Source organism: Pseudomonas sp. NFPP02 (genome assembly GCF_900119355.1).
In the GTDB taxonomy this organism is placed as follows: Bacteria; Pseudomonadota; Gammaproteobacteria; order Pseudomonadales; family Pseudomonadaceae; genus Aquipseudomonas; species Aquipseudomonas paracarnis.
In genome coordinates, this window is record NZ_FPJI01000003.1 from 116,154 (window position 1) to 136,890 (window position 20,737).

At 61.1% G+C, this 20,737-nt stretch carries 22 protein-coding genes; 14 read left to right on the top strand and 8 right to left on the bottom strand.

The genetic code is table 11. From position 1 onward, the window contains the following. From nuoK to BT204_RS06645, 6 genes are all read left to right on the top strand, one after another. On the top strand, positions 1 to 309 hold the full coding sequence (gene nuoK / locus BT204_RS06620; protein WP_003174727.1) for an NADH-quinone oxidoreductase subunit NuoK: 309 nt from the start codon (positions 1 to 3) through the stop codon (positions 307 to 309). Next, the gene (gene nuoL / locus BT204_RS06625) at positions 306 to 2,159 is read left to right on the top strand and encodes an NADH-quinone oxidoreductase subunit L (protein ID WP_014718912.1); all 1,854 of its coding nucleotides are present in this window, start codon (positions 306 to 308) and stop codon (positions 2,157 to 2,159) included. The genes nuoK and nuoL overlap by 4 nt, the downstream gene beginning before the upstream one ends. A 55-nt stretch (positions 2,160 to 2,214) precedes the next feature. Next, positions 2,215 to 3,747 (top strand): NADH-quinone oxidoreductase subunit M, encoded by a 1,533-nt coding sequence (gene nuoM / locus BT204_RS06630; protein WP_014718913.1) that lies wholly within the window; start codon positions 2,215 to 2,217, stop codon positions 3,745 to 3,747. A gap of 7 nt (positions 3,748 to 3,754) precedes the next feature. Then, the gene (nuoN, locus tag BT204_RS06635) at positions 3,755 to 5,218 is read left to right on the top strand and encodes an NADH-quinone oxidoreductase subunit NuoN (RefSeq protein WP_072446042.1); all 1,464 of its coding nucleotides are present in this window, start codon (positions 3,755 to 3,757) and stop codon (positions 5,216 to 5,218) included. Positions 5,219 to 5,456: 238 nt separating this feature from the next. Continuing rightward, positions 5,457 to 5,807: a type II toxin-antitoxin system RelE/ParE family toxin gene (locus BT204_RS06640; RefSeq protein WP_003192123.1), complete on the top strand. Its 351-nt coding sequence runs from the start codon at positions 5,457 to 5,459 to the stop codon at positions 5,805 to 5,807. Beyond that, the gene (locus BT204_RS06645) at positions 5,797 to 6,111 is read left to right on the top strand and encodes a helix-turn-helix domain-containing protein (protein ID WP_003192124.1); all 315 of its coding nucleotides are present in this window, start codon (positions 5,797 to 5,799) and stop codon (positions 6,109 to 6,111) included. Before BT204_RS06640 ends, BT204_RS06645 begins: the two co-directional genes overlap by 11 nt. Before the next feature lie 62 nt (positions 6,112 to 6,173). Here BT204_RS06645 and BT204_RS06650 read toward each other — a convergent pair whose 3' ends face one another. Together BT204_RS06650 and BT204_RS06655 are read right to left on the bottom strand one after the other, a co-directional pair. Next, the gene (locus BT204_RS06650; protein WP_072446044.1) at positions 6,174 to 6,926 is read right to left on the bottom strand and encodes an outer membrane beta-barrel protein; all 753 of its coding nucleotides are present in this window, start codon (positions 6,924 to 6,926) and stop codon (positions 6,174 to 6,176) included. A gap of 125 nt (positions 6,927 to 7,051) precedes the next feature. Continuing rightward, entirely contained in the window at positions 7,052 to 7,885 is an 834-nt protein-coding gene (locus tag BT204_RS06655; protein WP_072446046.1) for an arylamine N-acetyltransferase family protein, read from the bottom strand. A 120-nt stretch (positions 7,886 to 8,005) separates the two neighbouring features. Between BT204_RS06655 and BT204_RS06660 the strand changes: the two genes are divergently transcribed. Then, the gene (locus BT204_RS06660) at positions 8,006 to 8,242 is read left to right on the top strand and encodes a DUF6555 family protein (RefSeq protein ID WP_003192128.1); all 237 of its coding nucleotides are present in this window, start codon (positions 8,006 to 8,008) and stop codon (positions 8,240 to 8,242) included. A 30-nt stretch (positions 8,243 to 8,272) separates the two neighbouring features. On the opposite strand, the gene BT204_RS06665 is transcribed toward BT204_RS06660, so the two are convergent. Next, a complete protein-coding gene (locus BT204_RS06665; protein WP_032902837.1) occupies positions 8,273 to 8,473 on the bottom strand; it encodes a DUF6021 family protein in 201 nt (66 codons plus the stop codon). Between the two features lie 12 nt (positions 8,474 to 8,485). Beyond that, positions 8,486 to 8,665, bottom strand: a complete 180-nt coding sequence (locus tag BT204_RS06670; protein ID WP_057974912.1) for a hypothetical protein — start codon at positions 8,663 to 8,665, stop codon at positions 8,486 to 8,488. A gap of 113 nt (positions 8,666 to 8,778) precedes the next feature. On the opposite strand from BT204_RS06670, the gene BT204_RS06675 reads away from it, so the two are divergent. Beyond that, entirely contained in the window at positions 8,779 to 9,300 is a 522-nt protein-coding gene (locus BT204_RS06675; protein WP_072446048.1) for a DUF3087 family protein, read from the top strand. A gap of 20 nt (positions 9,301 to 9,320) precedes the next feature. Here the strand turns inward: BT204_RS06675 and BT204_RS06680 are convergent, their stop codons facing one another. Next, positions 9,321 to 10,181 carry a Dyp-type peroxidase gene (locus BT204_RS06680; protein WP_054898718.1) on the bottom strand — a complete coding sequence of 287 codons (861 nt, stop codon included), beginning with the start codon at positions 10,179 to 10,181 and terminating at the stop codon, positions 9,321 to 9,323. A gap of 138 nt (positions 10,182 to 10,319) precedes the next feature. On the opposite strand from BT204_RS06680, the gene BT204_RS06685 reads away from it, so the two are divergent. Both BT204_RS06685 and BT204_RS06690 read left to right on the top strand, forming a co-directional pair. Next, positions 10,320 to 11,936, top strand: coding sequence for an NADP-dependent glyceraldehyde-3-phosphate dehydrogenase (locus BT204_RS06685; RefSeq protein ID WP_034127893.1), 1,617 nt, complete (start codon positions 10,320 to 10,322; stop codon positions 11,934 to 11,936). Positions 11,937 to 12,099: 163 nt separating this feature from the next. Then, on the top strand, positions 12,100 to 13,161 hold the full coding sequence (locus BT204_RS06690) for an FUSC family protein (protein WP_034127894.1): 1,062 nt from the start codon (positions 12,100 to 12,102) through the stop codon (positions 13,159 to 13,161). Positions 13,162 to 13,266: 105 nt separating this feature from the next. Here the strand turns inward: BT204_RS06690 and BT204_RS28075 are convergent, their stop codons facing one another. Continuing rightward, entirely contained in the window at positions 13,267 to 13,434 is a 168-nt protein-coding gene (locus BT204_RS28075; protein WP_175550959.1) for a hypothetical protein, read from the bottom strand. An 8-nt stretch (positions 13,435 to 13,442) separates the two neighbouring features. Next, complete coding sequence (locus BT204_RS06695; protein WP_034127895.1) at positions 13,443 to 14,174, bottom strand: TetR/AcrR family transcriptional regulator; 732 nt, start codon at positions 14,172 to 14,174, stop codon at positions 13,443 to 13,445. Positions 14,175 to 14,529: 355 nt separating this feature from the next. Between BT204_RS06695 and BT204_RS06700 the strand changes: the two genes are divergently transcribed. Genes BT204_RS06700 through BT204_RS06715 form a run of 4 tightly spaced genes read left to right on the top strand, consistent with a single transcriptional unit; the run spans position 14,530 to position 19,156 of the window. Next, a complete protein-coding gene (locus BT204_RS06700) occupies positions 14,530 to 15,237 on the top strand; it encodes an ABC transporter ATP-binding protein (protein WP_072446050.1) in 708 nt (235 codons plus the stop codon). Next, entirely contained in the window at positions 15,234 to 16,433 is a 1,200-nt protein-coding gene (locus BT204_RS06705) for an ABC transporter permease (protein WP_072446052.1), read from the top strand. Before BT204_RS06700 ends, BT204_RS06705 begins: the two co-directional genes overlap by 4 nt. Further along, a complete protein-coding gene (locus BT204_RS06710; protein WP_072446054.1) occupies positions 16,426 to 17,904 on the top strand; it encodes a TolC family protein in 1,479 nt (492 codons plus the stop codon). The genes BT204_RS06705 and BT204_RS06710 overlap by 8 nt, the downstream gene beginning before the upstream one ends. Then, positions 17,894 to 19,156: an efflux RND transporter periplasmic adaptor subunit gene (locus BT204_RS06715; protein ID WP_072446056.1), complete on the top strand. Its 1,263-nt coding sequence runs from the start codon at positions 17,894 to 17,896 to the stop codon at positions 19,154 to 19,156. Before BT204_RS06710 ends, BT204_RS06715 begins: the two co-directional genes overlap by 11 nt. Before the next feature lie 170 nt (positions 19,157 to 19,326). Here the strand turns inward: BT204_RS06715 and BT204_RS06720 are convergent, their stop codons facing one another. Then, a complete protein-coding gene (locus BT204_RS06720; protein ID WP_072446058.1) occupies positions 19,327 to 20,721 on the bottom strand; it encodes an FAD/NAD(P)-binding protein in 1,395 nt (464 codons plus the stop codon). Positions 20,722 to 20,737 lie beyond the last annotated feature (16 nt).

Consider the following 20,737-nt stretch of genomic DNA (forward strand, 5'->3'; position numbering starts at 1 on the left):
ATGCCTGCTATCCCTTTGGAGCATGGTCTGGCGGTCGCCGGCATCCTGTTCTGCCTTGGCCTGGTCGGCCTGATGGTTCGCCGTAACATTCTGTTCGTGTTGATGAGCCTGGAAATCATGATGAACGCTGCGGCACTGGCGTTCATCGTGGCAGGCGCACGTTGGGGCCAGCCGGATGGGCAAGTGATGTTCATCCTGGTGATCAGCCTGGCAGCCGCCGAAGCCAGTATTGGCCTGGCGATCCTGCTGCAGCTGTATCGTCGCTTCCACACGCTTGATATCGACGCTGCCAGTGAGATGCGCGGATGAACATGATCTTTCTGACTTTCGTATTCCCCCTGATCGGTTTCCTGCTGCTGTCGTTCTCTCGCGGGCGCTGGTCGGAGAACCTCTCGGCCCTGATCGGCGTGGGCTCCATCGGCCTGTCGGCCATCGTGGCCGCCTACGTCATCTGGCAATTCAACGTGGCGCCGCCCGAAGGTGGTCACTACACCCTGGTGCTGTGGCAGTGGATGGCGGTCGAGGGCTTCAAGCCCAACTTCGCCCTCTACATCGACGGCCTGTCGATCACCATGCTCGGCGTGGTGGTGGGTGTGGGCTTCCTGATCCACCTGTTCGCGTCCTGGTACATGCGCGGTGAAGCGGGCTACTCGCGCTTCTTCTCGTACACCAACCTGTTTATCGCCAGCATGCTGTTCCTGGTGCTGGGCGATAACCTGTTGTTCCTGTACTTCGGCTGGGAAGGCGTGGGCCTGTGCTCGTACCTGTTGATCGGTTTCTACTACAGCAATCGCAACAACGGTAACGCAGCACTCAAGGCGTTTATCGTCACCCGCATCGGCGACGTGTTCATGGCCATCGGCCTGTTCATCCTGTTCCAACAGGTGGGCACGCTGAACATCCAGGAACTGCTGGTGCTGGCACCGCAGAAATTCCAGGTCGGCGACTTCTGGATCACCCTGGCTACCCTGATGCTGCTGGGTGGCGCCGTGGGTAAATCTGCGCAACTGCCGCTGCAAACCTGGCTGGCGGATGCAATGGCCGGTCCTACCCCGGTATCGGCACTGATCCACGCCGCCACCATGGTAACCGCCGGTGTCTACCTGATCGCCCGTACCCACGGCCTGTTCACCCTGGCGCCGGACATCCTGCACCTGGTGGGTATCGTCGGCGGCGTGACCCTGGTACTGGCCGGCTTCGCCGCGCTGGTGCAGACCGACATCAAGCGTATCCTCGCCTACTCGACCATGAGCCAGATCGGCTACATGTTCCTGGCCCTGGGCGTCGGCGCCTGGGACGCGGCGATCTTCCACCTGATGACCCACGCGTTCTTCAAGGCCCTGCTGTTCCTCGCCTCCGGTGCGGTGATCGTGGCCTGCCACCACGAGCAGAACATCTTCAAGATGGGCGGCCTGTGGAAGAAACTGCCACTGGCCTACGCCAGCTTCATCGTCGGTGGTGCCGCCCTGGCCGCCCTGCCGCTGGTAACCGCAGGCTTCTACTCCAAGGACGAAATCCTCTGGGAAGCTTTCGCCAGCGGTAACCAGAACCTGCTGTACGCAGGCCTGGTAGGTGCGTTCATGACCTCGCTGTACACCTTCCGCCTGATCTTCATCACCTTCCACGGTGAAGCCAAGACCGAAGCGCACGCAGGCCACGGCATCTCCCATTGGTTGCCACTGTCGGTGCTGATCATCCTGTCGACCTTCGTCGGTGCGATGATCACCCCGCCACTGCACGGTGTATTGCCACAAAGCGTCGGCCATGCCGGCGGCGAAGCCCAGCACAGCCTGGAAATCGCCTCGGGCGCCATCGCCATCGCCGGTATCCTGCTGGCGGCTCTGCTGTTCCTCGGCAAGCGTCGCTTCGTGACTGCCGTGGCCAACAGTGGCATTGGTCGCTTCCTGTCGGCCTGGTGGTTCGCTGCCTGGGGCTTCGATTGGATCTACGACAAACTGTTCGTCAAACCTTACCTTGCGATCAGCCACGTGCTGCGCAAAGACCCGCTCGACCAGACCATCGGTTTGATCCCGCGTGCCGCCAAGGCCGGTCACACCGCCCTGAGCCGCAGCGAGACCGGCCAATTGCGTTGGTATGCAGCGTCCATGGCGGCGGGTGCCGTTCTGGTGATCGGCGCCATCGTCGTGGTAGCGGTCTGACTATGTTTAAGTGCACTGCGTACTTTGCGAACTTGCGAAAGGAAACGAGCCCGTCATGATTCTGCCCTGGCTAATCCTGATCCCCTTTATCGGCGGCCTGCTCTGCTGGATGGGTGAACGCTTCGGCGCCACCCTCCCCCGCTGGATTGCGTTGCTGACCATGTCCCTGGAACTCGCGCTCGGCCTCTGGCTGTGGGCCCATGGTGACTATTCATTCGCTCCGGCACCGGGCGTCGATCCCACCTTCGCGCTTGAATTCAAGCACGTGTGGATCCAGCGCTTCGGCATCAATGTGCACCTGGCCCTCGACGGCCTGTCGCTGTTGATGATCCTGCTGACCGGCCTGCTGGGTATCCTCTCGGTACTCTGCTCCTGGAAAGAGATCCAGCGTCACGTGGGCTTCTTCCACCTGAACCTGATGTGGATCCTGGGCGGCGTTGTCGGCGTGTTCCTGGCGCTGGACCTGTTCATGTTCTTCTTCTTCTGGGAAATGATGCTGGTGCCGATGTACTTCCTCATCGCGCTCTGGGGTCACAGTTCTTCGGACGGCAAGAAAACCCGGATCTACGCGGCGACCAAGTTCTTCATCTTCACTCAGGCTTCCGGCCTGATCATGTTGGTGGCGATCCTGGGCTTGGTACTGGTGAACTTCAACAACACCGGCGTGATTACCTTCAACTACGCCGATCTGTTGAAGACCAAGATGTCGTTGACCACCGAGTACGTGCTGATGCTGGGCTTCTTCATCGCCTTCGCGGTGAAGCTGCCGGTGGTGCCGTTCCACTCCTGGTTGCCTGACGCTCACGCCCAGGCGCCGACTGCCGGTTCCGTGGACCTGGCCGGTATCCTGTTGAAGACCGCTGCCTACGGCCTGCTGCGTTTCGCCCTGCCGCTGTTCCCGAATGCTTCGGCCGAATTCGCGCCGATTGCCATGACCCTGGGTCTGATCGGGATCTTCTACGGTGCGTTCCTGGCTTTCGCGCAAACCGACATCAAGCGTCTGATTGCCTTCTCGTCCGTTTCCCACATGGGTTTCGTACTGATCGGTATCTACTCCGGCAGCCAACTGGCGCTGCAGGGTGCGGTGATCCAGATGTTGGCCCACGGTGTTTCGGCCGCTGCCCTCTTTATCCTCAGTGGTCAGCTGTACGAGCGCCTGCACACCCGTGACATGCGTGAAATGGGTGGCGTGTGGTCGCGCATCGCTTACCTGCCGGCGATCAGCCTGTTCTTTGCCGCCGCGTCGCTGGGCTTGCCGGGTACCGGTAACTTCATCGGCGAGTTCCTGATCCTGATGGGTGCCTTTGTGCAGACGCCGTGGATCAGCGCCATCGCCACCTCCGGCCTGGTGTTCGGTTCGGTCTACTCGCTGATCATGATCCACCGCGCCTATTTCGGCCCGGCCAAGTCCGACACCGTCCTGCAAGGGATGGATGCGCGCGAACTGATCATGGTGCTCGGCCTTGCGGTGTTGCTGATCTTCATCGGCGTGTACCCGCAACCGTTCCTGGACACCTCTGCCGCAACGATGCATGGCGTGCAGCAGTGGTTCGGCACCGCCTTCTCTCAACTCGCTTCGGCCCGGTAAGAGCGCTATGGAATTCACGATCCAACACTTTATCGCGCTTGCGCCGCTGCTGATTACCAGCCTCACCATCGTGGTGGTGATGCTGGCAATCGCCTGGCGCCGCAATCACTCGCAAACGTTCCTGCTGTCCTGCGCCGGGTTGAACCTGGCCCTGCTGTCGATCATCCCGGCCCTCAAGGTCGCGCCACTGGCAGTCACGCCATTGATGATGGTCGATGACTTCGCGCTGCTGTACATCGCCCTGATCCTGGTGGCGACCCTGGCCTGCGTCACCCTCGCCCACGCCTACCTCGGCGAAGGCGGCACCGGCTACCCGGGCAACCGCGAAGAGCTGTACCTGCTGATCCTGCTGGCTGCGGCCGGCGGTATCGTGCTGGTCAGCGCGCAGCACCTGGCGGGCCTGTTCATCGGCCTGGAACTGCTGTCGATCCCGACCTACGGCCTGGTGGCCTACGCCTTCTTCAACAAGCGCTCCCTGGAAGCCGGCATCAAGTACATGGTGCTGTCGGCCGCCGGTTCCGCGTTCCTGTTGTTCGGTATGGCCCTGCTCTACGCCGAAGCCGGCAGCCTGAGCTTCACCGGTATCGGCCACGCGCTGGCCGCCACCAACAGCCCGGCGCCGATTGCCCAGTTGGGCCTGGCGATGATGCTGATCGGCCTGGCGTTCAAGCTGTCGCTGGTGCCGTTCCACCTGTGGACCCCGGACGTGTACGAAGGCGCCCCGGCGCCGGTGGCCGCGTTCCTGGCGACTGCGTCGAAAGTGGCCGTGTTTGCAGTGATGGTGCGTCTGTTCCAGATCTCCCCTGCCGCCAACACCGGCGTGCTGAGCAACGTGCTGATGGTGATCGCCATTGCGTCGATCCTGTTCGGTAACCTGCTGGCCCTGACCCAGAACAACCTCAAGCGTCTGCTGGGTTACTCGTCTATCGCCCACTTCGGCTACCTGCTGATCGCCCTGGTGGCGAGCAAAGGCCTGGCCGTGGAAGCCATTGGCGTGTACCTGGTCACCTACGTGATCACCAGCCTGGGTGCGTTCGGCGTCATCACCTTGATGTCGTCGCCGTATAAAGGCCGTGACGCCGACGCCCTGTACGAATACCGCGGCCTGTTCTGGCGCCGTCCGTACCTGACCGCCGTGCTCACCGTGATGATGCTGTCGTTGGCCGGTATTCCGCTGACGGCGGGCTTTATCGGCAAGTTCTACATCGTCGCGACCGGTGTCGAAGCCCACGAATGGTGGCTGGTTGCCTCGCTGGTACTGGGCAGCGCCATCGGCGTGTTCTACTACCTGCGCGTGATGGTCACCCTGTACCTGATCGAGCCAAACCTGCGCCGTGTGGATGCCGAGCTGCATTGGGAACAGAAGGCAGGCGGCGTCATGCTGCTGGCTATCGCCCTGCTCGCGTTCTTCCTGGGCGTGTACCCACAACCGTTGCTCACCCTGGTGCAGCACGCGGTGCTGGGCGTTTGATCGCTTAGGTTGATGCACTAAACAGAACGGCGCCTTTGGGCGCCGTTTTGCGTTTCTGTAGCTTGGCTTTTTCCCTTCCCTACTCGCTGAAATTTCTTCTTCAATCTGCCTCCTCATCCGGCATCTACCCCGCTGGATGCGGCCTTAAGGTGTTTGCGTTTTAAGAAAGTTCCCACAGCTTGGGCGCTTGACCCATAGAGAGTGGGCCACCAAACTATACGCAGGCTACGTACAGAACATGGATGCTCTATTTATCGAACTGCCGGCATTCGAACGGCATCGCAGGGACTATCTGAGCGATGAGCTTTTTCACGGTTTTCAGCAGGAGTTGATGAAAAACCCAGAAGCGGGAGACGTGATCGAGGGAACGGGCGGGTTGAGAAAGGTTCGCTTCGTCGATGAGCGACGAAACAAAGGCAAGCGCGGTGGCCTGCGGGTCATTTACTACTGGTGGTCAGGCGGTACGCAATTCTGGTTATTCACTTTGTACGGCAAACACGAACAGAACGACCTGACGCCACAACATAAAAAAGCCCTTAAACACATGCTAGACAGGGAAATCAAAGCGAGAACACACCATGAAACGTGAAATCTTTTCCGAACTGGTCGAAGGCTTCGACGCCCTGGCTGATGAACGCCAGGGAAAAATCACCCTGCGCACCCACAAAGCGCACCTCAACAAGCTGGCGCCACTTAGCGCTGACGAGGTAATCGCCGTACGCCAGCAACTCAACCTGTCCCGCTCGGTATTCGCCATGTACCTGCGCACCAACACCCGCACCCTGGAGAACTGGGAGCAAGGCCGGGCCAAGCCGAATGCGCAGGCTGTCACGTTGATACGACTAGTGGCGCGCTTTCCGGAAACCGTGGCGCAACTTGCCGCATTGGGCTGACCGGCAATAGCCGCAAAAAAAACGCCCCGAGCATTCGGGGCGTTTTTGCAGCGCAAACAGCGTCAGAACGCGATACCCACCTTGAAACCATACTCATCACGCTTGAGCTTGGTGTTGTCGGCCACATAGGAGTCGTTATCGAGCTTGTACTCGGTGCGGGTGTAGTAAAGGCCCGCCATCACTGGCAGGTCGCCCTTCTGGTTCATCAGCAGGCTGACTTCGGCGTAAGGGTTGGTGCGGTCCTTGAGGTCCACGCTATCGCTGCCAACGCCGTCCACCTTGAGCTTGGCGCGACCGTCGATGGTGCGACGGGCGCCGGCTTCAACGCGCAGGGTCATGTCATCGAACTGGTGGTTGTAGCCCAGGGCTGCCTTGGCAAACGGCGACTTATTGGTGAGCTTCATGTCGTAGCCATTGGTGTCCGGCTCGTAGCGGGTCCAGGTGTAGCCACCGCCCACGATCACATCGACGAAGTTGCGCGCGTCCAGCGCGGCGCGCCAGCCGAGGTCGAGGTCGGCCTGGCCTTCCTTGAGTTTGTTATCGCTTTTTTCGCCGTACTTGGCTTCGATACCGGCCTGGTAGATAAAGCCCGACTCGGCGGTGAGCTTGTTGCCGAAGTTGTAGAACAGGCCGGCTTCGGGCATGTGGTCCTTGTCGCTTTCGCTACCGCCTTCAAGTTTGAAGTCGTTGTAGCTGCCCATGATCCCGAACGTGGAAATCGGGTCGGTGGAAGGTGCTGCGAACACCACGCCAGGCGCAGCCACCAGGGCCAGCAACGAGGTGTTCTTGATGAATTTTCCGAATAGTTTGGACATCGTTTTACATCTCCATTTTAAGGTGGGCAAAGTATTCAGGAATCGGTTCGAACCTTGGCGTTTGCAAAAAGTTCGAACTGATTTGCACCAAAACGGAGAAAAAACGGTTCAGCGAAGGCTCTATCTCAATACTCTTCGAGATCGGCCCTGATCAGGTGCTCAACCGCTTCGCGAAGTTGCGGCTGAGCCGGCAAACAAATGCCGAAGGTGTCGCGCAATAACGTCAGCAACTCATCAGCACTCTCCAGCTTGCGCTTCTCGCTGGGCCGATCCAGGTAATGAACCGCATAGCGGGCGTTTGCCAACGTATGGCGCCTGCCAGGCGCAAGCAACGCGGCTTTCAACTGCCCTACAAACGGGGAGCCTGGGTGCGTGGAGACATACCAGTTGCCGATTTCATAGTCGATGTCGGCCTGGGTTTGCAGATCGAACACGTACAGGCCACGCCACTCCTCGCCCACCTGCGCCCACAGCGTGTAGCTGCCGTGTTTGAGCGTCAGGCGATAAGGCTCATGAGCGGTGGCCTGGGGTGCGTCGTTGTCCAGTTGCAACGGGCTGCTGGGCACCATGCCGCCAAAACCGACATCGGTGATATAGCGCACGCCGTCGAGGGTCACCAAGCTCAAGCGATGGGTTCGCCCAGTGTGGGCGTCTGGTGGGCCGCCGATCACCACACGCCCGGTGATGCCACGGGCCTCGAAGCCCAGTTCCTGCAAGAGTGCCAGGAACAGCTGGTTCAACTCGTAGCAATAGCCGCCGCGCCCCTCGTGCAGCACCTTGCGCTCAACGCTGGGCAGGTCGATGGGTACCGGTGCATGCATCAAGGTCGACAGGCTTTCAAAGGCAAAGCTGCACACATGGCGCAGTTGCAAGTCTCGCAGGGTTTGCAGGGTGGGCGGCGGTGGCGATGCATAGCCCAGGCGTTGCAGGTACAGGCGGCTATCGGTGAGTGTGTGCATGGCGCGATCCTTGGGCGCAGGGCAAGAGCGTCACTATGCCGCGCCTCTGCCTGCGTTGTCATTTTGAATGAACCTTTTGGAGCGCCGGCCTATCCATCTATAACAAGATTGGGAGGCAGCATGAGTACCGCAAAAATCTACACCGTCCACTATCAGCTACACGGTAAACCCAAGTCTTTCGTGGTGCGCGCCGAAGTGATGAACAACGCCGAGGCCTGGCATTGGGCGGCCGTCGATGCCGACATTGCCCATGTCAGCCGCATCGGCCGCGTAGGTCACGAACAGGTGAAAAAGACCACCCGGCCCTGGGCGGAAAAATACGGTATCAGCGACGTCAGCTGGTCGCCGCCCAGGTAAACAAAGCCCCGCATAACGGCGGGGCTCGGTTCATTGCTTCAAGTCGCCCAACGGATCGTAGGGCGGCTTTTTTTTCGCTGTCTCGTCGTCCTTTTTGTCCAACGGCGCAATAGCCGGGCCGATGGGATCGACCTGTGGGTCGGCTACATCCGGCGAATCCGGGTCGAAGCCCAGTTCATCCTTGCCACTGGCGTGTTCGTTGGAAGAGGGACCATCGGTAGGTTTGTTCATCATATTCTCCTGCTAAAGCGGGCGGGCTCTGTCGTGGAGGTTTTCCAGGTCTTCTTCGACGCGCTCGACATCGTTGTCCGGACTGCGCTCTTTGGGATCGTTGGGGCGCAACGCATCGTTATCACGCTCCTCCTCACCCGGCGTACGGTTCGGATCCGGTGTACCTGGGGGTGGCTGCTTGTGTTCAGACATGATGACTGACCTCATGAGGGGTTCACCATTTTAGAGAAACCGCCCCGCGCCATCGTTCAACTTCATTACGCCAGGCGTGAGAAGATGACCGCCCTTTTTGGAGACCTGCCCGGATGTTCGAACTCAAACCCTGCGACCCCACTGCCTATCGCCAACAGACCCGCCGTAGCACGTTGATCGTCGCGGCGCTGTTCCTGGCCTTGGCCATGCTGCTGTCGAGCCTGGCGGTGATGCTGTTCGGTGAGCCTGGCGGTGACAATTTTCGCTTCAACGTCGGCGGCGTCTTCGCCGGCGTGTTGATCACGGTCGCGCTGGTGCGTGGCCCGTTCTGGAGCCAGGCCTGGTTGGCGCCAGCGGTGTATGGCTGGCAACTCAAGCGCAGCCTGATGAGCGTGACCAATGTCATGCACAAGGTCACCGAGCGGGTGCAGGCCAACGACCCGGCAGCCATCAAGCTGTTGCGCTTCTATCACTTGGGGCTGACGCAGATGCACGAGCTGGACGCCAACTCCAGCGCCCAGGCGCAACTGGTCGGCGAAATCGAAGCACACAAGGCGAAGATGCACGCACTGGGGATCGACACCGAACAAACCCGGCTCGATCCCGCGTGGCTGGAAGCGCTCAAAAGCGCTTGAGGGAGCAGGCAAAAAGGCGGTTAAAAAACCAGACTCAGGTCCAGGCGCCCTTCCCTCACCGGCGGGCACCAGTAATAGCCTCCGGTCAGCGGCTTGCTGATGCGATACAGGCCATCGACAATCCCATCTTCCAACCCACTCATGCGTCGTAACTGCGCTTCAAACGCATCGAATGAATGACCAAACGCGAGGAACATCAACCCCGCCTGACCATTCTCGGCCCAGGGCATCGAACGACGTACCACGAAGGCTTCCGGGGTAAAGCTTTCCTGGGCAGTGCGCTTGGTATGGGCCGATTCCGGGGCGTCGTCGAGTTCTTCGTTGTCGCCATGGCGGCGGCCAATGATGTGGTCACGCTCCTGGGCAGGCAATGCGGCGAAACCGTCAAGGTCGTGCTGCCATTGCTGGATCGCGGCGAAGCTGGCGCCGGTGTCGGTCAGCGCGGCTTGCACGGCGGCATCGTCGTGGGGGTTTTCGGTGCCGTCTTCGTAGTCGGTCAGGTCAAAGCCGGTCTTGTAGCGGAAACCTTCAGTCGATTGCACCAGTCGAAACGCCGGAGCCAGCGCTTTTTCCACGGCACGGCTGCGCAGCAACAACTCACCGCGATCCACCCCATGCAACCATACCCACAGCGCCTGCTGAGTCGACGGGTTGTGCGCGCCAGGGCCGCTAACGGCCGGGAATGAGCGCAGCCCTGGGATCGGGGCACCCAGCGCTTTTACCAGCGGCTCACCGAACCCCACCACGGCCGCCGCATCCGTCAACTGCACCAGCGCGTCCAGCGCAGCGGGCACGGCTTGCAACGAATCCAGGGCAAAAAACAGATGGCGGGCCTGCAAAGGCACCGGTGCGGCAAGAATGCCCGGCTGGTACTGACTCATGTGAACTCCTTCTGAAAAGCCGCGCAGTTTACCCGGCGTACACCACCCTGCGAACAAGAATGCGCGCAAGCCTTGCGTTAGAGCCGCTTGTTGGGTGACTCTCTAGTCATGTTTTGCAACTATTCCAGGGGTAGCGACATGACCACCAGCAACCTGCTCGCCCAGCTGTTTCCCACCTCCACCGCGCAGATTCCCGAGCAATTTCGCCTGGCGGCGCCCATTGAACAACGTGAATACCTGGTCGACGGCCAGTTGCAGGTGTGGAACGGCCCGCTCGCCCGCGTGCAAAGCCCCGTGCAACTGGGTGATGAGCGTGTACACATCGGCAGCACGCCGTTGCTGGATGCCGACACCGCCCTCACCGCCCTGGATGCTGCCGTGCGCGCCTACGACCGTGGCCAGGGTGCATGGCCGACGATGCGCGTGGTCGAGCGTATCCAGCACGTCGAAGCGTTTTTGAGGCGCATGCGCGAACAGCGCGATGCGGTGGTCAAGCTGCTGATGTGGGAGATCGGCAAGAACCTCAAGGACTCGCAGAAAGAATTCGACCGTACCTGCGACTACATCACCGACACCATCAATGCCCTCAAGGAACTCGACCGCCGCAGCAGTCGTTTTGAACTGGAGCAGGACACCCTCGGCCAGATCCGCCGCGTGCCCCTGGGCGTGGCGTTGTGCATGGGGCCTTACAACTACCCGTTGAACGAGACCTTCACCACGCTGATCCCGGCCTTGATCATGGGCAATACCGTGGTGTTCAAGCCGGCCAAGCTGGGTGTGCTGTTGATCCGCCCTTTGCTGGAAGCCTTCCGCGACAGCTTCCCGGCCGGGGTGATCAACGTGATCTACGGCAGCGGCCGCGAGACCGTGAGCGCGCTGATGGCCAGCGGCAAGATCGACATCTTTGCGTTTATCGGCACCAACAAGGCCGCCAGTGATCTGAAAAAGCTGCACCCCAAGCCGCACCGTTTGCGTGCTGCGCTGGGCCTGGATGCCAAAAACCCGGGGATCGTGCTGCCCGAAGTGGACCTGGACAATGCGGTGAACGAAGCCGTCACCGGTTCGCTGTCGTTCAACGGCCAGCGTTGCACCGCGTTGAAGATCCTGTTCGTGCATGAAGACGTGGTCGAGCGCTTTATCGAGAAATTCAACGCCAAGCTGGCGACGCTCAAGCCCGGCATGCCGTGGGAGGATGGCGTGGCGCTGACGCCACTGCCAGAAGTGGGCAAGGTCGATTACCTCAGCGAACTGGTGGCCGATGCGGCGCGCCATGGCGCCAAGGTCATGAACCCCGAGGGCGGCAGCAGCCGTGGTTCGTTCTTCTACCCGGCGGTGCTGTACCCGGTAAACCCGCAGATGCGCGTCTACCACGAAGAGCAATTCGGCCCGGTGGTGCCGATCGTGCCCTATCGTGACCTGGAGACCGTGATCGACTACGTGCTGGACTCGGATTTCGGCCAGCAGTTGAGCCTCTTCGGCACCGACCCCGTGGCAGTCGGACGCCTGGTGGACACCTTCGCCAACCAGGTGGGCCGTATCAATATCAATGCCCAATGCCAGCGCGGTCCGGACACATTCCCCTTCAACGGGCGCAAGAACTCGGCCGAGGGCACGTTGTCGGTGCATGACGCCTTGCGCGTGTTCTCGATCCGAACTTTGGTGGCGACCAAGTTCCAGGAGAGTAACAAGGCGTTGGTCAGCGATATTTTGCGCAACCGCGATTCGAGCTTCCTGACCACCGACTACATCTTCTGAAGCCAACTCCGTTCCAATGTGCAGACAGGTCAGTGTGGGAGCTGGCTTGCCTGCGATGCCAGCTCCTCGGTCTTTCAGTCAGGTCGCGGTGATGCTATCGCAGGCAAGCCAGCTCCCACATTTGATCGAGCACATTCATACATTTGAGGCCATTTTAAGACTGATGAACCTGCCCTTCTTTGCCCGGCGCCTGCTGCGCCCTTTGCTCGACCCCTACCGCCGCTTTCGCCATGCCAAGCTGATCCACGCCGCGCGCGTATCGGTGGGTTTGCTGGCAACCATCCTGCTGACCACCGGCCTCAACCTGCCTCACGGGGAATGGGCGTCGGTGACCATGCTGATCGTCATCGGCGGGTTGCAGCACCACGGCAATATCGGCAAAAAAGCCGTCGAACGCGCCTACGGCACCTTGATCGGCGCCAGCGTCGGCTTGCTGCTGGTGGTACAACAGGCTTACTTCGGCCTGCCGTTGCTCACCTATCTGTTGATGTCCGTGGTGTGCGGATTCTTTTCCTATCACGCCATCGGTAAGGGCGGTTATATCGCGCTGCTGTCGGCGATCACGGTGTTTATCGTCGCCGGCCATGGCGACAACCCGATCTCCGATGGCCTGTGGCGCACCGTCGATATCCTCATCGGCATTGTGCTGGCCCTGGCGTTTTCCTTTGCCTTGCCGTTGTACGCCGTGTATTCGTGGCGCTACAACCTGGCCAGCGCCCTGCGTGACTGCGCGCAGATTTATAGCCGGATCATCAATGGCCAGTCCGTGACTGACGATGAACACCTCAAGCTGCTCAACCGTTTGAACGGGGCGATGGTGCAACTGCGTTCGTTGATGCCGTCGGTGTCCAAGGAAGTGCGGATTTCCATGACTGAACTGGACGCGATCCAACGTCACCTGCGCCTGTGCATCAGCACCCTGGAGATTCTGGGCAATACCCGGCCAGACCCGCGTGATGAGCAGGCCACGGCGCGAATGCAAGTCATGTTGAAGGCCGAGCATCGGCAAATCCGGGTGCAGTTGGTGGGTATGGCGCGCGCGTTGAAATCGGGGGTGACGGAGCGGTTGGAGCGTACCGGTCACGCCCATGCCAGCGAGCCTGCGCTTGATGCACCGGTGTACAGCGCGCTGGATGGGTATCGCCTGTTGACCCTGCAACTGGCGGCGAACGTCGATCAGATGCGTCAACGGCTTGGCAAAAGTGCCGCACGCTGGAAGATTTAGCGACAGCTGGAGAGCAGCTTTACGTACATCGACACATTCACACTTTCTCTTACATATTTTTCACGTTTTATTCACAAGCCGAGACGTAGTGTGAAGCCTCATCCGTTACAAACGTTGCATATCAAGCCCGCCGCCCCAGCGGGCTTTTTTTTGCCTGTTTTTTGGCTCCGAAAAAGGGCCAACCTCTGTAGGAGCGAGCTTGCTCGCGAACAACGCAATGACGCCGCGGTTAGCCAGAATGCTCGCGTTATCGTTGACGTTTTTCGCGAGCAAGCTCGCTCCTACAGGGCGTGGTGTTCGCGTAGGGCGCGCTGGGTTTCCAGCACCTTGGCCAGTGCCGTTTCGGCTTCCTGGCTTTGCTGCGGCACCCGAATCGCCGCCGACACCAGCGTGATCAGCTTGGCCATCACCTCGGCATCCGTGGCCGGGCGGCCCAGGCTCATGGAGTTCATCAGCAGGCGCAGTTCGGTGCCTGCCATGACCCCGGAAATGGCCTTGAGGGCAAATTGCAGGCGCACCCCCAGTTCATTACGTGGCAAATCCGGCAGGGCCAGGGCGAAGGCTTCGAAGAAGCGCTGGAACACCGGCTGGTAATGGACCTTGAGGTATTCCTGGATAAACGGCGAGGTGTCGCTGTAGACCCGGCCCAGGAAGCGAATGAACGAACGCCCTTCCCCGCTGGCCGGGTCGCTGCGCTCCAGGCCCATGGCCGGGGCAAACAGCACGCCCAGGAGTGTGTCGCAATCGAGCGGGCCATCGGATTCGGCTTCACAGCGCGCCAGCAGTTCCAGGCGTTGCTCGTTGAGGGGCTCCAGGCGCTGCATCAGCAAGGTTTTCATCAGGGAGTCCTTGTCCCCGAAGTGGTAGTTCACCGCCGCCAGGTTGACCTGGGCACGCTCGGTTATCTGCCGTAGCAACACGGCGTCATAGCCGTACTTGATGAAAAGAGCCTCTGTCGCATCCAGCAATCGAGTCTTGGTAACGTTTGGAGCGCTGAGTTTCTTCGCGACCATATGGGTTCCACGGCGGAAATATTGTTTTAAAAAATAATTTGATTTTTTATACCGGGGCGGCCCGTCGAAAGCAAGTAGTGACACTCCGCCATATCATGCAAAGCCCTTATATCCGGGCTTTTGAGGCAAATCGTAGGGGTTTTACCCACCTCTGATACCCGCTGAGAAAATCGTTTCAACCGGTAAAACCGCTCTACCTCGACGGCTGGCGAAGCGTCAGGAAGGCAGTTACTATTCAAACAATATTTTAAAAACAAGAAATAAAACCAGTCCGTGACGGCTACAGGCAGCTTCTGAACTTGTTACAAGGAGTTTCGGGGAGCAAGGCGGTACCGTCGAGACTGCAGGCGTAGTCATGATGACACAGACCCCCGCGCAACCCGGTTTGATTTCCCTGCAAGGCATCGGTAAGCGCTATCAGCTCGCCGGGCAAGAATTGAGCATTCTCAATGACGTGTGCCTGTCCATCGCCAGCGGTGACAGCTGCGGCATTCTCGGTGCCTCTGGCTCCGGCAAAAGCACCCTGCTCAATATCCTCGGCCTGCTGGACCTGCCCAACTGCGGCCAGTACCACTTTGCCGGCCACGATATTTTCAACGCCACTCCCGATGAGCTGGCGGCGATCCGCAACCAGCAGATCGGTTTCGTGTTCCAGAGCTTCAACCTGCTGCCACGCCTCAGTGCCCTGGACAACGTCGCGCTGCCCTTGAGTTATCGCGGCGTGTCGCGGCATGAATCGGTGGAACACGCCCAGCGCATGCTCGCACAAGTCGGCCTCGCCGAACGCGCCCACCATCGCCCCGCAGACCTCTCCGGTGGGCAGCGTCAACGTGTGGCCATTGCCCGCGCCTTGGTCGGCAAGCCCTCGGTGATCCTGGCCGACGAACCCACCGGCAACCTCGACGGCACTACCGCCCAAGAGATCATGGACCTGCTGTTGAACCTCAACCGCGAGCAACAGGTGACGCTGATCATCGTCACCCACGACCCCCACATTGCCGAGCGCCTGGAGCGCAAGATCCTGGTGCGCAACGGCGTGGTGCATGAGGCTGGGCGCCCATGAGCCTGCGGGTCGAGCAGAGCCTCAGCCAACTGCTGCATGAAGCCTTTATCAGCCTGCGTACCCTGGGCAAGCGTTCGATCCTGGCGCTCTTGGGGATCGTCATCGGCAGTTCCTCGGTGGTGGCGCTGATCAATATCGGCCACAACGCGGCGGTGGATGCGGCGATGATTTTCAAGGACATGGGTACCGATACCCTCATCGCCCAGTTCCCGCCCAAGGGCAGCATCAACGTACCGATGCGCACCCAGCTCGACCTGGATGCGGTACGCCGGGCAGTGCCGGGCATTGCCCATATCGGCGCGCTCAGCCTGTTCAGCGGGCCCATTGTGTTTCATGGGCGGACCGCCAATGCCAACTTTGTCGGCAGTACTGCGGGTATCCAGGACGCCATGCGCCTGGCGCTGCGTGAGGGGCGCTTCTTGTCACCCTTCGACGCCAACGAAACCTACGGAGTGATCGGCGACCAACTCGCCCAGGCCCTTGGCGCGCCAGGTGACCCGCTGCAGCTGGGCGACCGTGTGCGTATCAACGATTACCTGTTTCTGGTGGTGGGTATCCTGCACAACCAGCCCAGGGCCATGCTGATGCCGGTGCAAGCCAACGAATCGTTGTTTATTCCCGCCGAGGGCATGCGCCGCATCTACGCCAACCCGCAGATCAACAACCTGATCATTCGCGCAGCGCCGGGACAGGACATGGAACGTATCGCCAGGGACGCCGCCGCCGCGCTGCAACCCCAGCTCAGCGACCATAGCGTCGACATCACGGTGCCCCAGCAAATGATCGATGGCATGACCCGCCAAAGCCGCACCTTCGCCTATCTACTCCTGGCCCTCGGCGCGATCTCCCTGGTAGGCGGCGGTGTGGGGGTGATGAACGTGATGCTGATGAACGTCTCGGAACGCCGCCGTGAGATCGGCATCCGCATGGCCCTGGGCGCGCGCCAGCGGGATATCCGCAACCTGTTTTTGCTCGAAGCGGTCACTCTCACCGCCGTGGGTGCGCTGTGCGGCGCAGTCCTGGGCATGACCGCTGCCTGGCTGTATGCGTGGCTGTCGGGCTGGGCCTTTGCGTTGGCAGTGGCTGCCCTGCCCCTGGGCGTGGGCAGCACGTTGCTGGTGGGTTTGTTCTTTGGCATTTACCCGGCGGTGTCGGCCTCACGCTTGCAGCCGGTCGAGGCCCTGCGCGATGAATAAGTACCTGGCACTGCTCATGCTGACCAGCCTGCCGGGCATGGCCGCCGACGTAGTGATCAACCCTCAGGCACCCAGCACTACCCGCAGCGGCTACGAGCGTAGCGTCTCGCTGAATGCCCAGGCCACCACCATGACCCTGGGGGACGCGGTGTACCTGGGCCTGCGTAATAACCCGGCGATCCGCAGCGCCTACCTGCAACGGGTGGCGCAGAAGTTCGACCTGCGCGTGGCCGAAGACGTGTTCAACCCCAAACTCACCCTCAACAGCTATTACCGCAGCACCCGCGGCTCCCAAGACAATGCGCGCAACGCCAACGTCGCGCCCACCAGCAGCCTGCTCGGCGAATACGGCACGCGCTTGAGCATGGCCTGGACCCAGCAGTTGAACAACGCCAACCGCGCCGGCCGCTACCGCAGCGACGGCCTGGACCTTGCGATTATCCAACCGCTGATGCGCGGGGCCGGCTGGGATGCCACCACCGCACCGCTGCGCCTGTCGCGCCTGGCCGAGCAGGCCAACCGCCTGAACCTCAAGGCCACCGTGGCGCAGACCATCAGCCAGATCATCGCCACCTACCGCGAATTGTTGCGCGCCCAGGAACAGTTGGTGATCGTCCAGGAAGCGCTCAAACGCTCCAATACTTTACTGGAGGTGAACAAAGCGCTGATCAGCGCCGGGCGCATGGCCGAATTCGAGATCGTGCAGACCGAAGCCGATATCGCCACCCAGCAATTAGGCGTGGAGGAAGCGCGCAACCAACTCGACACCAGCCGCCTGGCGTTGCTGCGCCTGCTGGCCCTGGACCTGTCGACACCGGTGCGTGCCACCGAGGCACTGGAAGCCACCCCCATGGAGATCGATAAGCGGCAGGCCTTCAACCTCGCGCAAAACCAGCAACCGGAATACCTCGCTGCCCTGCTCGGTAGCCAACAGGCCGACCTCGACCTGGTGATCGCCAAGGATTCCGGGCGCTGGCAAGTGGACCTGGTCGCCGGCGCCAACCAGATACGCGCCGCCACCGATAACGACAACGGCCATAACAATAACCGCACCTGGGACAGTTACGCCGGGGTGCAAGTGCAAATCCCTATTGGCGATATCAGCACGCGCCAGGCCGAAGTGCGAGCACGGGTAAATGTAGAAGACCAGGAAATCCGCATTACCGACGCCCGCCAGGAGCTGGAGCGCAACGTCAACAATGTGGTACGTGACCTTGGCACCCGCTGGCGCCAATATGAAATATCCAAGCGCGCCGTGGAGTTGTCGCGGCGCAAGATCGAGATCGAGCGGGAAAAGCTCAGCGCCGGGCGCTCCACCAACTTTCAGGTGCTGAGCTTCGAGACCGACCTGCGCAACGCCGAAAACGCCCAGCTCAATGCGCTGATCGCTTATTTGAACGCCCAGACCCAGCTTGATCTGACCCTGGGCATGACGCTGGAAAGTTGGGAAATTGCCCTTAATGACTACTAATAAAAAATCCCTGCTGGCCGTTGCCTTGTTCCTGCTGTTGGCCGGCGCGGCCGCCGCCCTGCTCAGTCAACGCAGCGGGGCTGAGCAGGCGGGTACAGGCGAACAGTGGCTGGCCGTAAAGCCCGACCCGTTGGTGCACCAGATCGGGCTGGTGGGCAAGATCGAGCCTGACACCACCGTCGTCCTGACGGCGCCGTTCGACGGCAATGTGCTGGCCAACCTGGTCGAACAAGGCCAGCGTGTTGAGGCCGGCCAAGTCCTGTTGCGCATGGACCCGGCGACGCTTGAAGTACAGCTGCGCGACGCCCTCTCCGCGCAACTCAAGGCCCGACGCACCGTGCAGGAAATGCAGGACTGGGGCAGCAGCCCCACCGTCAGCCGCGCCCGTCGCAGTTTACGCACCGCTGAAATGACCGCGGGCAACACCCAACGCAAACTCACCGAGAGCGAAAACCTGTTCAAGCGCGGCATCATCCCGCGCAACGAACTGGATGACCTCAAACAGCAAACCCAACAACAGCAATTGGACTTGGCGGCGGCGCGTAGTGAGCTGCAACAAGCCCTGGACCAAGGCCAGGGCGAATATCGGCAGATCGCCGAAATGGAGCTGACCAATGCCACGGTGAAGTACGAAGCCTTGCAAACACTGCTCGAAGGCAAGGAGGTCAAGGCGCCCTTCTCCGGCATCGTGGTACCGGCGCCCGGCAGCACCAGTACCGCTCAAGGTGGCGGCAATAACAACGCGCCGGTGCAGGCCGGCAGCAAGGTCAGCCAGGGCCAGGTGCTGTTCGGGCTGGCCAATATCGAACGCTTGAAAATCGTGGCCAAGGTCTCAGAGCTGGATATCAACCAGCTGCGTCAGGGCCAGACCGTTGAAGTCATGGGCGATGGCTTTGATGGCGAGCGGCTGACAGGTTCAGTCAGCGTGGTCAGCGGCCTGGCCATCGCCAGCGACAGCCAGGGCAGTGCGCAGTTTCCGGTGACCTTGTCGATCCCCACCCTGACGCCCCAGCAGTTGCAGCGGGTGCGCCTGGGCATGAGTGCGAGGTTGACGATTGTCACTTATAACAATGACCAGGCGATCGTGATTCCCAGCCAGGCGATCCAGGCGGACATGACGGTGGAGTATCGGACGGCGATGGATAAACCGGTGCAGCGGGTAAAAGTCACCACCGGGCAATCGACGCCGCAGGGGGTTGAGGTGTTTGGGCTTGAAGCGGGGTTGGTGAGGGTCGGGGGAATCAATCACTGATCCTCGATCCAGATGTGGGAACGCTGCACTGTGGCGAGGGAGCTTGCTCCCGCTGGGCTGCGCAGCGGCCCCAAGATCCTGGGAGCGCTTCGCACTCCAGCGGGAGCAAGCTCCCTCGCCACAAGATTACCGGTTACTTGCATTGGGGCAATCAATGCCAGCTCTAACATTCAGCGCTGTGTCAGCCTGGCGGCCAGTGCCTTGGCCTGCAGCGCCACATCGGTCACCGCCGTACTCTCCCACCACATGCCCCGCAACGGCGGCCCCATGGCGAACAGTCGCTGGCTGACCTCGCCGCGAGCATCCAGCACCGCCCCCGTTGAATCCGCCGCAATCCCCAGCGCCAGCGGCCCAGGTTGGATCAACCCGCGCTTGAGCAGTTGCCGCGGTAAAGGACGGGCCACCCGGCGCCAGTCGTATTCGATGCCGCTGGAGTTGATCAGCGCAGCGCCCAACATCTTGGTGTTCACATCCTCGCCACGGTAGCGCACCGCAATGGCAACCCCCTTCTGCGAAGGCATCACGCCCTTGAACGACGCCGCCTGAATCCGCAACCGCCCTTGCCCCTGCAACCGCGCTACCAACTGCGCACTCAAGGGCGGCGAACGGTGGTGATGGCTTTCCCACCAAGGCCGTACATGCCGAACGAACTGGCGCTTCTGGGCCTCACTGGCCTGGCTCCACAGCCGCGCGATATGCCCGCGCACCGTGTCCAGCGGCGCCTGCCAGTCTGTGCCTTGCGCCAGCGCGAGCTGGCATTGGCGTCGCACCTCACGCAGCAATTGTCGGGGGCTGCTCAGGCTGTGGTCGGCGGCGAGGAAGTCGTCCCAGTTCGGCGGTTGCCGGCGTACATGGGGCAACAGGCCGTGCCGCGAAAAAACCTCGATAGGTCCGCGATGCCCGGCCTGCTCCAGGGAGACCACGGCATCGACCATGGTCAGGCCCGAGCCGATGATCAGCACGGTCGATTGTGGGTCGAGCCGGGTCATCGCGGGTACATCCCAAGGGTCCAACGCGGCGGCATTCAATCCTGTGGACTCGGTCTGCGGAGTGCGCGCAGCAGGGAACATGCCGGTGGCCAATACCGCACAGGCGCCGCGCAGTTGCTCGCCAGTATCGAGGGTCAACAACACCGAGGTGGCATCGACTTGCAGGTCTACCCCTTCGGCGCGGATGTGCTCGACGCTCGATGTAGAAAGCGCCTTGGCTTGTGCCAGACGCTGCTGCGCGTACAAGCCGAATAGCCCCCGTGGCGGGAACAGCTCGCTGATAGGCACATGCTGTTGGTTCGACTCGGGCCATCCGCCGGCGCTGATGTAGTCGGTGAGCCATTGGGTCAGGTCGTCGGCATTGTCCGGGTCAACGCTCATACGCGCCGCATTGCCGTTCAGCGTATGGCCCAGTTCGACCGCGCTGTAGGCTTCGCCGCGCCCCAACTCAGCACGGGGTTCGACTATCAGGATACGCCGCGTGCCCGGCAGGCGAAGCAGTTGCACGGCCAGCATCGTGCCGCTCAGGCCACCGCCGATGATCAGTACATCTGCAACGCGGGTGGATTCACTCATGCCAGTTCGCCCTTAT

Excerpts from the sequence above, each read along its gene's own strand:
- nuoK (WP_003174727.1), top strand. The coding sequence starts at position 1 with ATGCCTGCTATCCCTTTGGAGCATGGTCTGGCGGTCGCCGGCATCCTG.
- nuoL (WP_014718912.1), top strand. The coding sequence starts at position 306 with ATGAACATGATCTTTCTGACTTTCGTATTCCCCCTGATCGGTTTCCTG.
- nuoM (WP_014718913.1), top strand. The coding sequence starts at position 2,215 with ATGATTCTGCCCTGGCTAATCCTGATCCCCTTTATCGGCGGCCTGCTC.
- nuoN (WP_072446042.1), top strand. The coding sequence starts at position 3,755 with ATGGAATTCACGATCCAACACTTTATCGCGCTTGCGCCGCTGCTGATT.
- BT204_RS06640 (WP_003192123.1), top strand. The coding sequence starts at position 5,457 with ATGGATGCTCTATTTATCGAACTGCCGGCATTCGAACGGCATCGCAGG.
- BT204_RS06645 (WP_003192124.1), top strand. The coding sequence starts at position 5,797 with ATGAAACGTGAAATCTTTTCCGAACTGGTCGAAGGCTTCGACGCCCTG.
- BT204_RS06650 (WP_072446044.1), bottom strand. The coding sequence starts at position 6,926 with ATGTCCAAACTATTCGGAAAATTCATCAAGAACACCTCGTTGCTGGCC.
- BT204_RS06655 (WP_072446046.1), bottom strand. The coding sequence starts at position 7,885 with ATGCACACACTCACCGATAGCCGCCTGTACCTGCAACGCCTGGGCTAT.
- BT204_RS06660 (WP_003192128.1), top strand. The coding sequence starts at position 8,006 with ATGAGTACCGCAAAAATCTACACCGTCCACTATCAGCTACACGGTAAA.
- BT204_RS06665 (WP_032902837.1), bottom strand. The coding sequence starts at position 8,473 with ATGAACAAACCTACCGATGGTCCCTCTTCCAACGAACACGCCAGTGGC.
- BT204_RS06670 (WP_057974912.1), bottom strand. The coding sequence starts at position 8,665 with ATGTCTGAACACAAGCAGCCACCCCCAGGTACACCGGATCCGAACCGT.
- BT204_RS06675 (WP_072446048.1), top strand. The coding sequence starts at position 8,779 with ATGTTCGAACTCAAACCCTGCGACCCCACTGCCTATCGCCAACAGACC.
- BT204_RS06680 (WP_054898718.1), bottom strand. The coding sequence starts at position 10,181 with ATGAGTCAGTACCAGCCGGGCATTCTTGCCGCACCGGTGCCTTTGCAG.
- BT204_RS06685 (WP_034127893.1), top strand. The coding sequence starts at position 10,320 with ATGACCACCAGCAACCTGCTCGCCCAGCTGTTTCCCACCTCCACCGCG.
- BT204_RS06690 (WP_034127894.1), top strand. The coding sequence starts at position 12,100 with ATGAACCTGCCCTTCTTTGCCCGGCGCCTGCTGCGCCCTTTGCTCGAC.
- BT204_RS06695 (WP_034127895.1), bottom strand. The coding sequence starts at position 14,174 with ATGGTCGCGAAGAAACTCAGCGCTCCAAACGTTACCAAGACTCGATTG.
- BT204_RS06700 (WP_072446050.1), top strand. The coding sequence starts at position 14,530 with ATGATGACACAGACCCCCGCGCAACCCGGTTTGATTTCCCTGCAAGGC.
- BT204_RS06705 (WP_072446052.1), top strand. The coding sequence starts at position 15,234 with ATGAGCCTGCGGGTCGAGCAGAGCCTCAGCCAACTGCTGCATGAAGCC.
- BT204_RS06710 (WP_072446054.1), top strand. The coding sequence starts at position 16,426 with ATGAATAAGTACCTGGCACTGCTCATGCTGACCAGCCTGCCGGGCATG.
- BT204_RS06715 (WP_072446056.1), top strand. The coding sequence starts at position 17,894 with ATGACTACTAATAAAAAATCCCTGCTGGCCGTTGCCTTGTTCCTGCTG.
- BT204_RS06720 (WP_072446058.1), bottom strand. The coding sequence starts at position 20,721 with ATGAGTGAATCCACCCGCGTTGCAGATGTACTGATCATCGGCGGTGGC.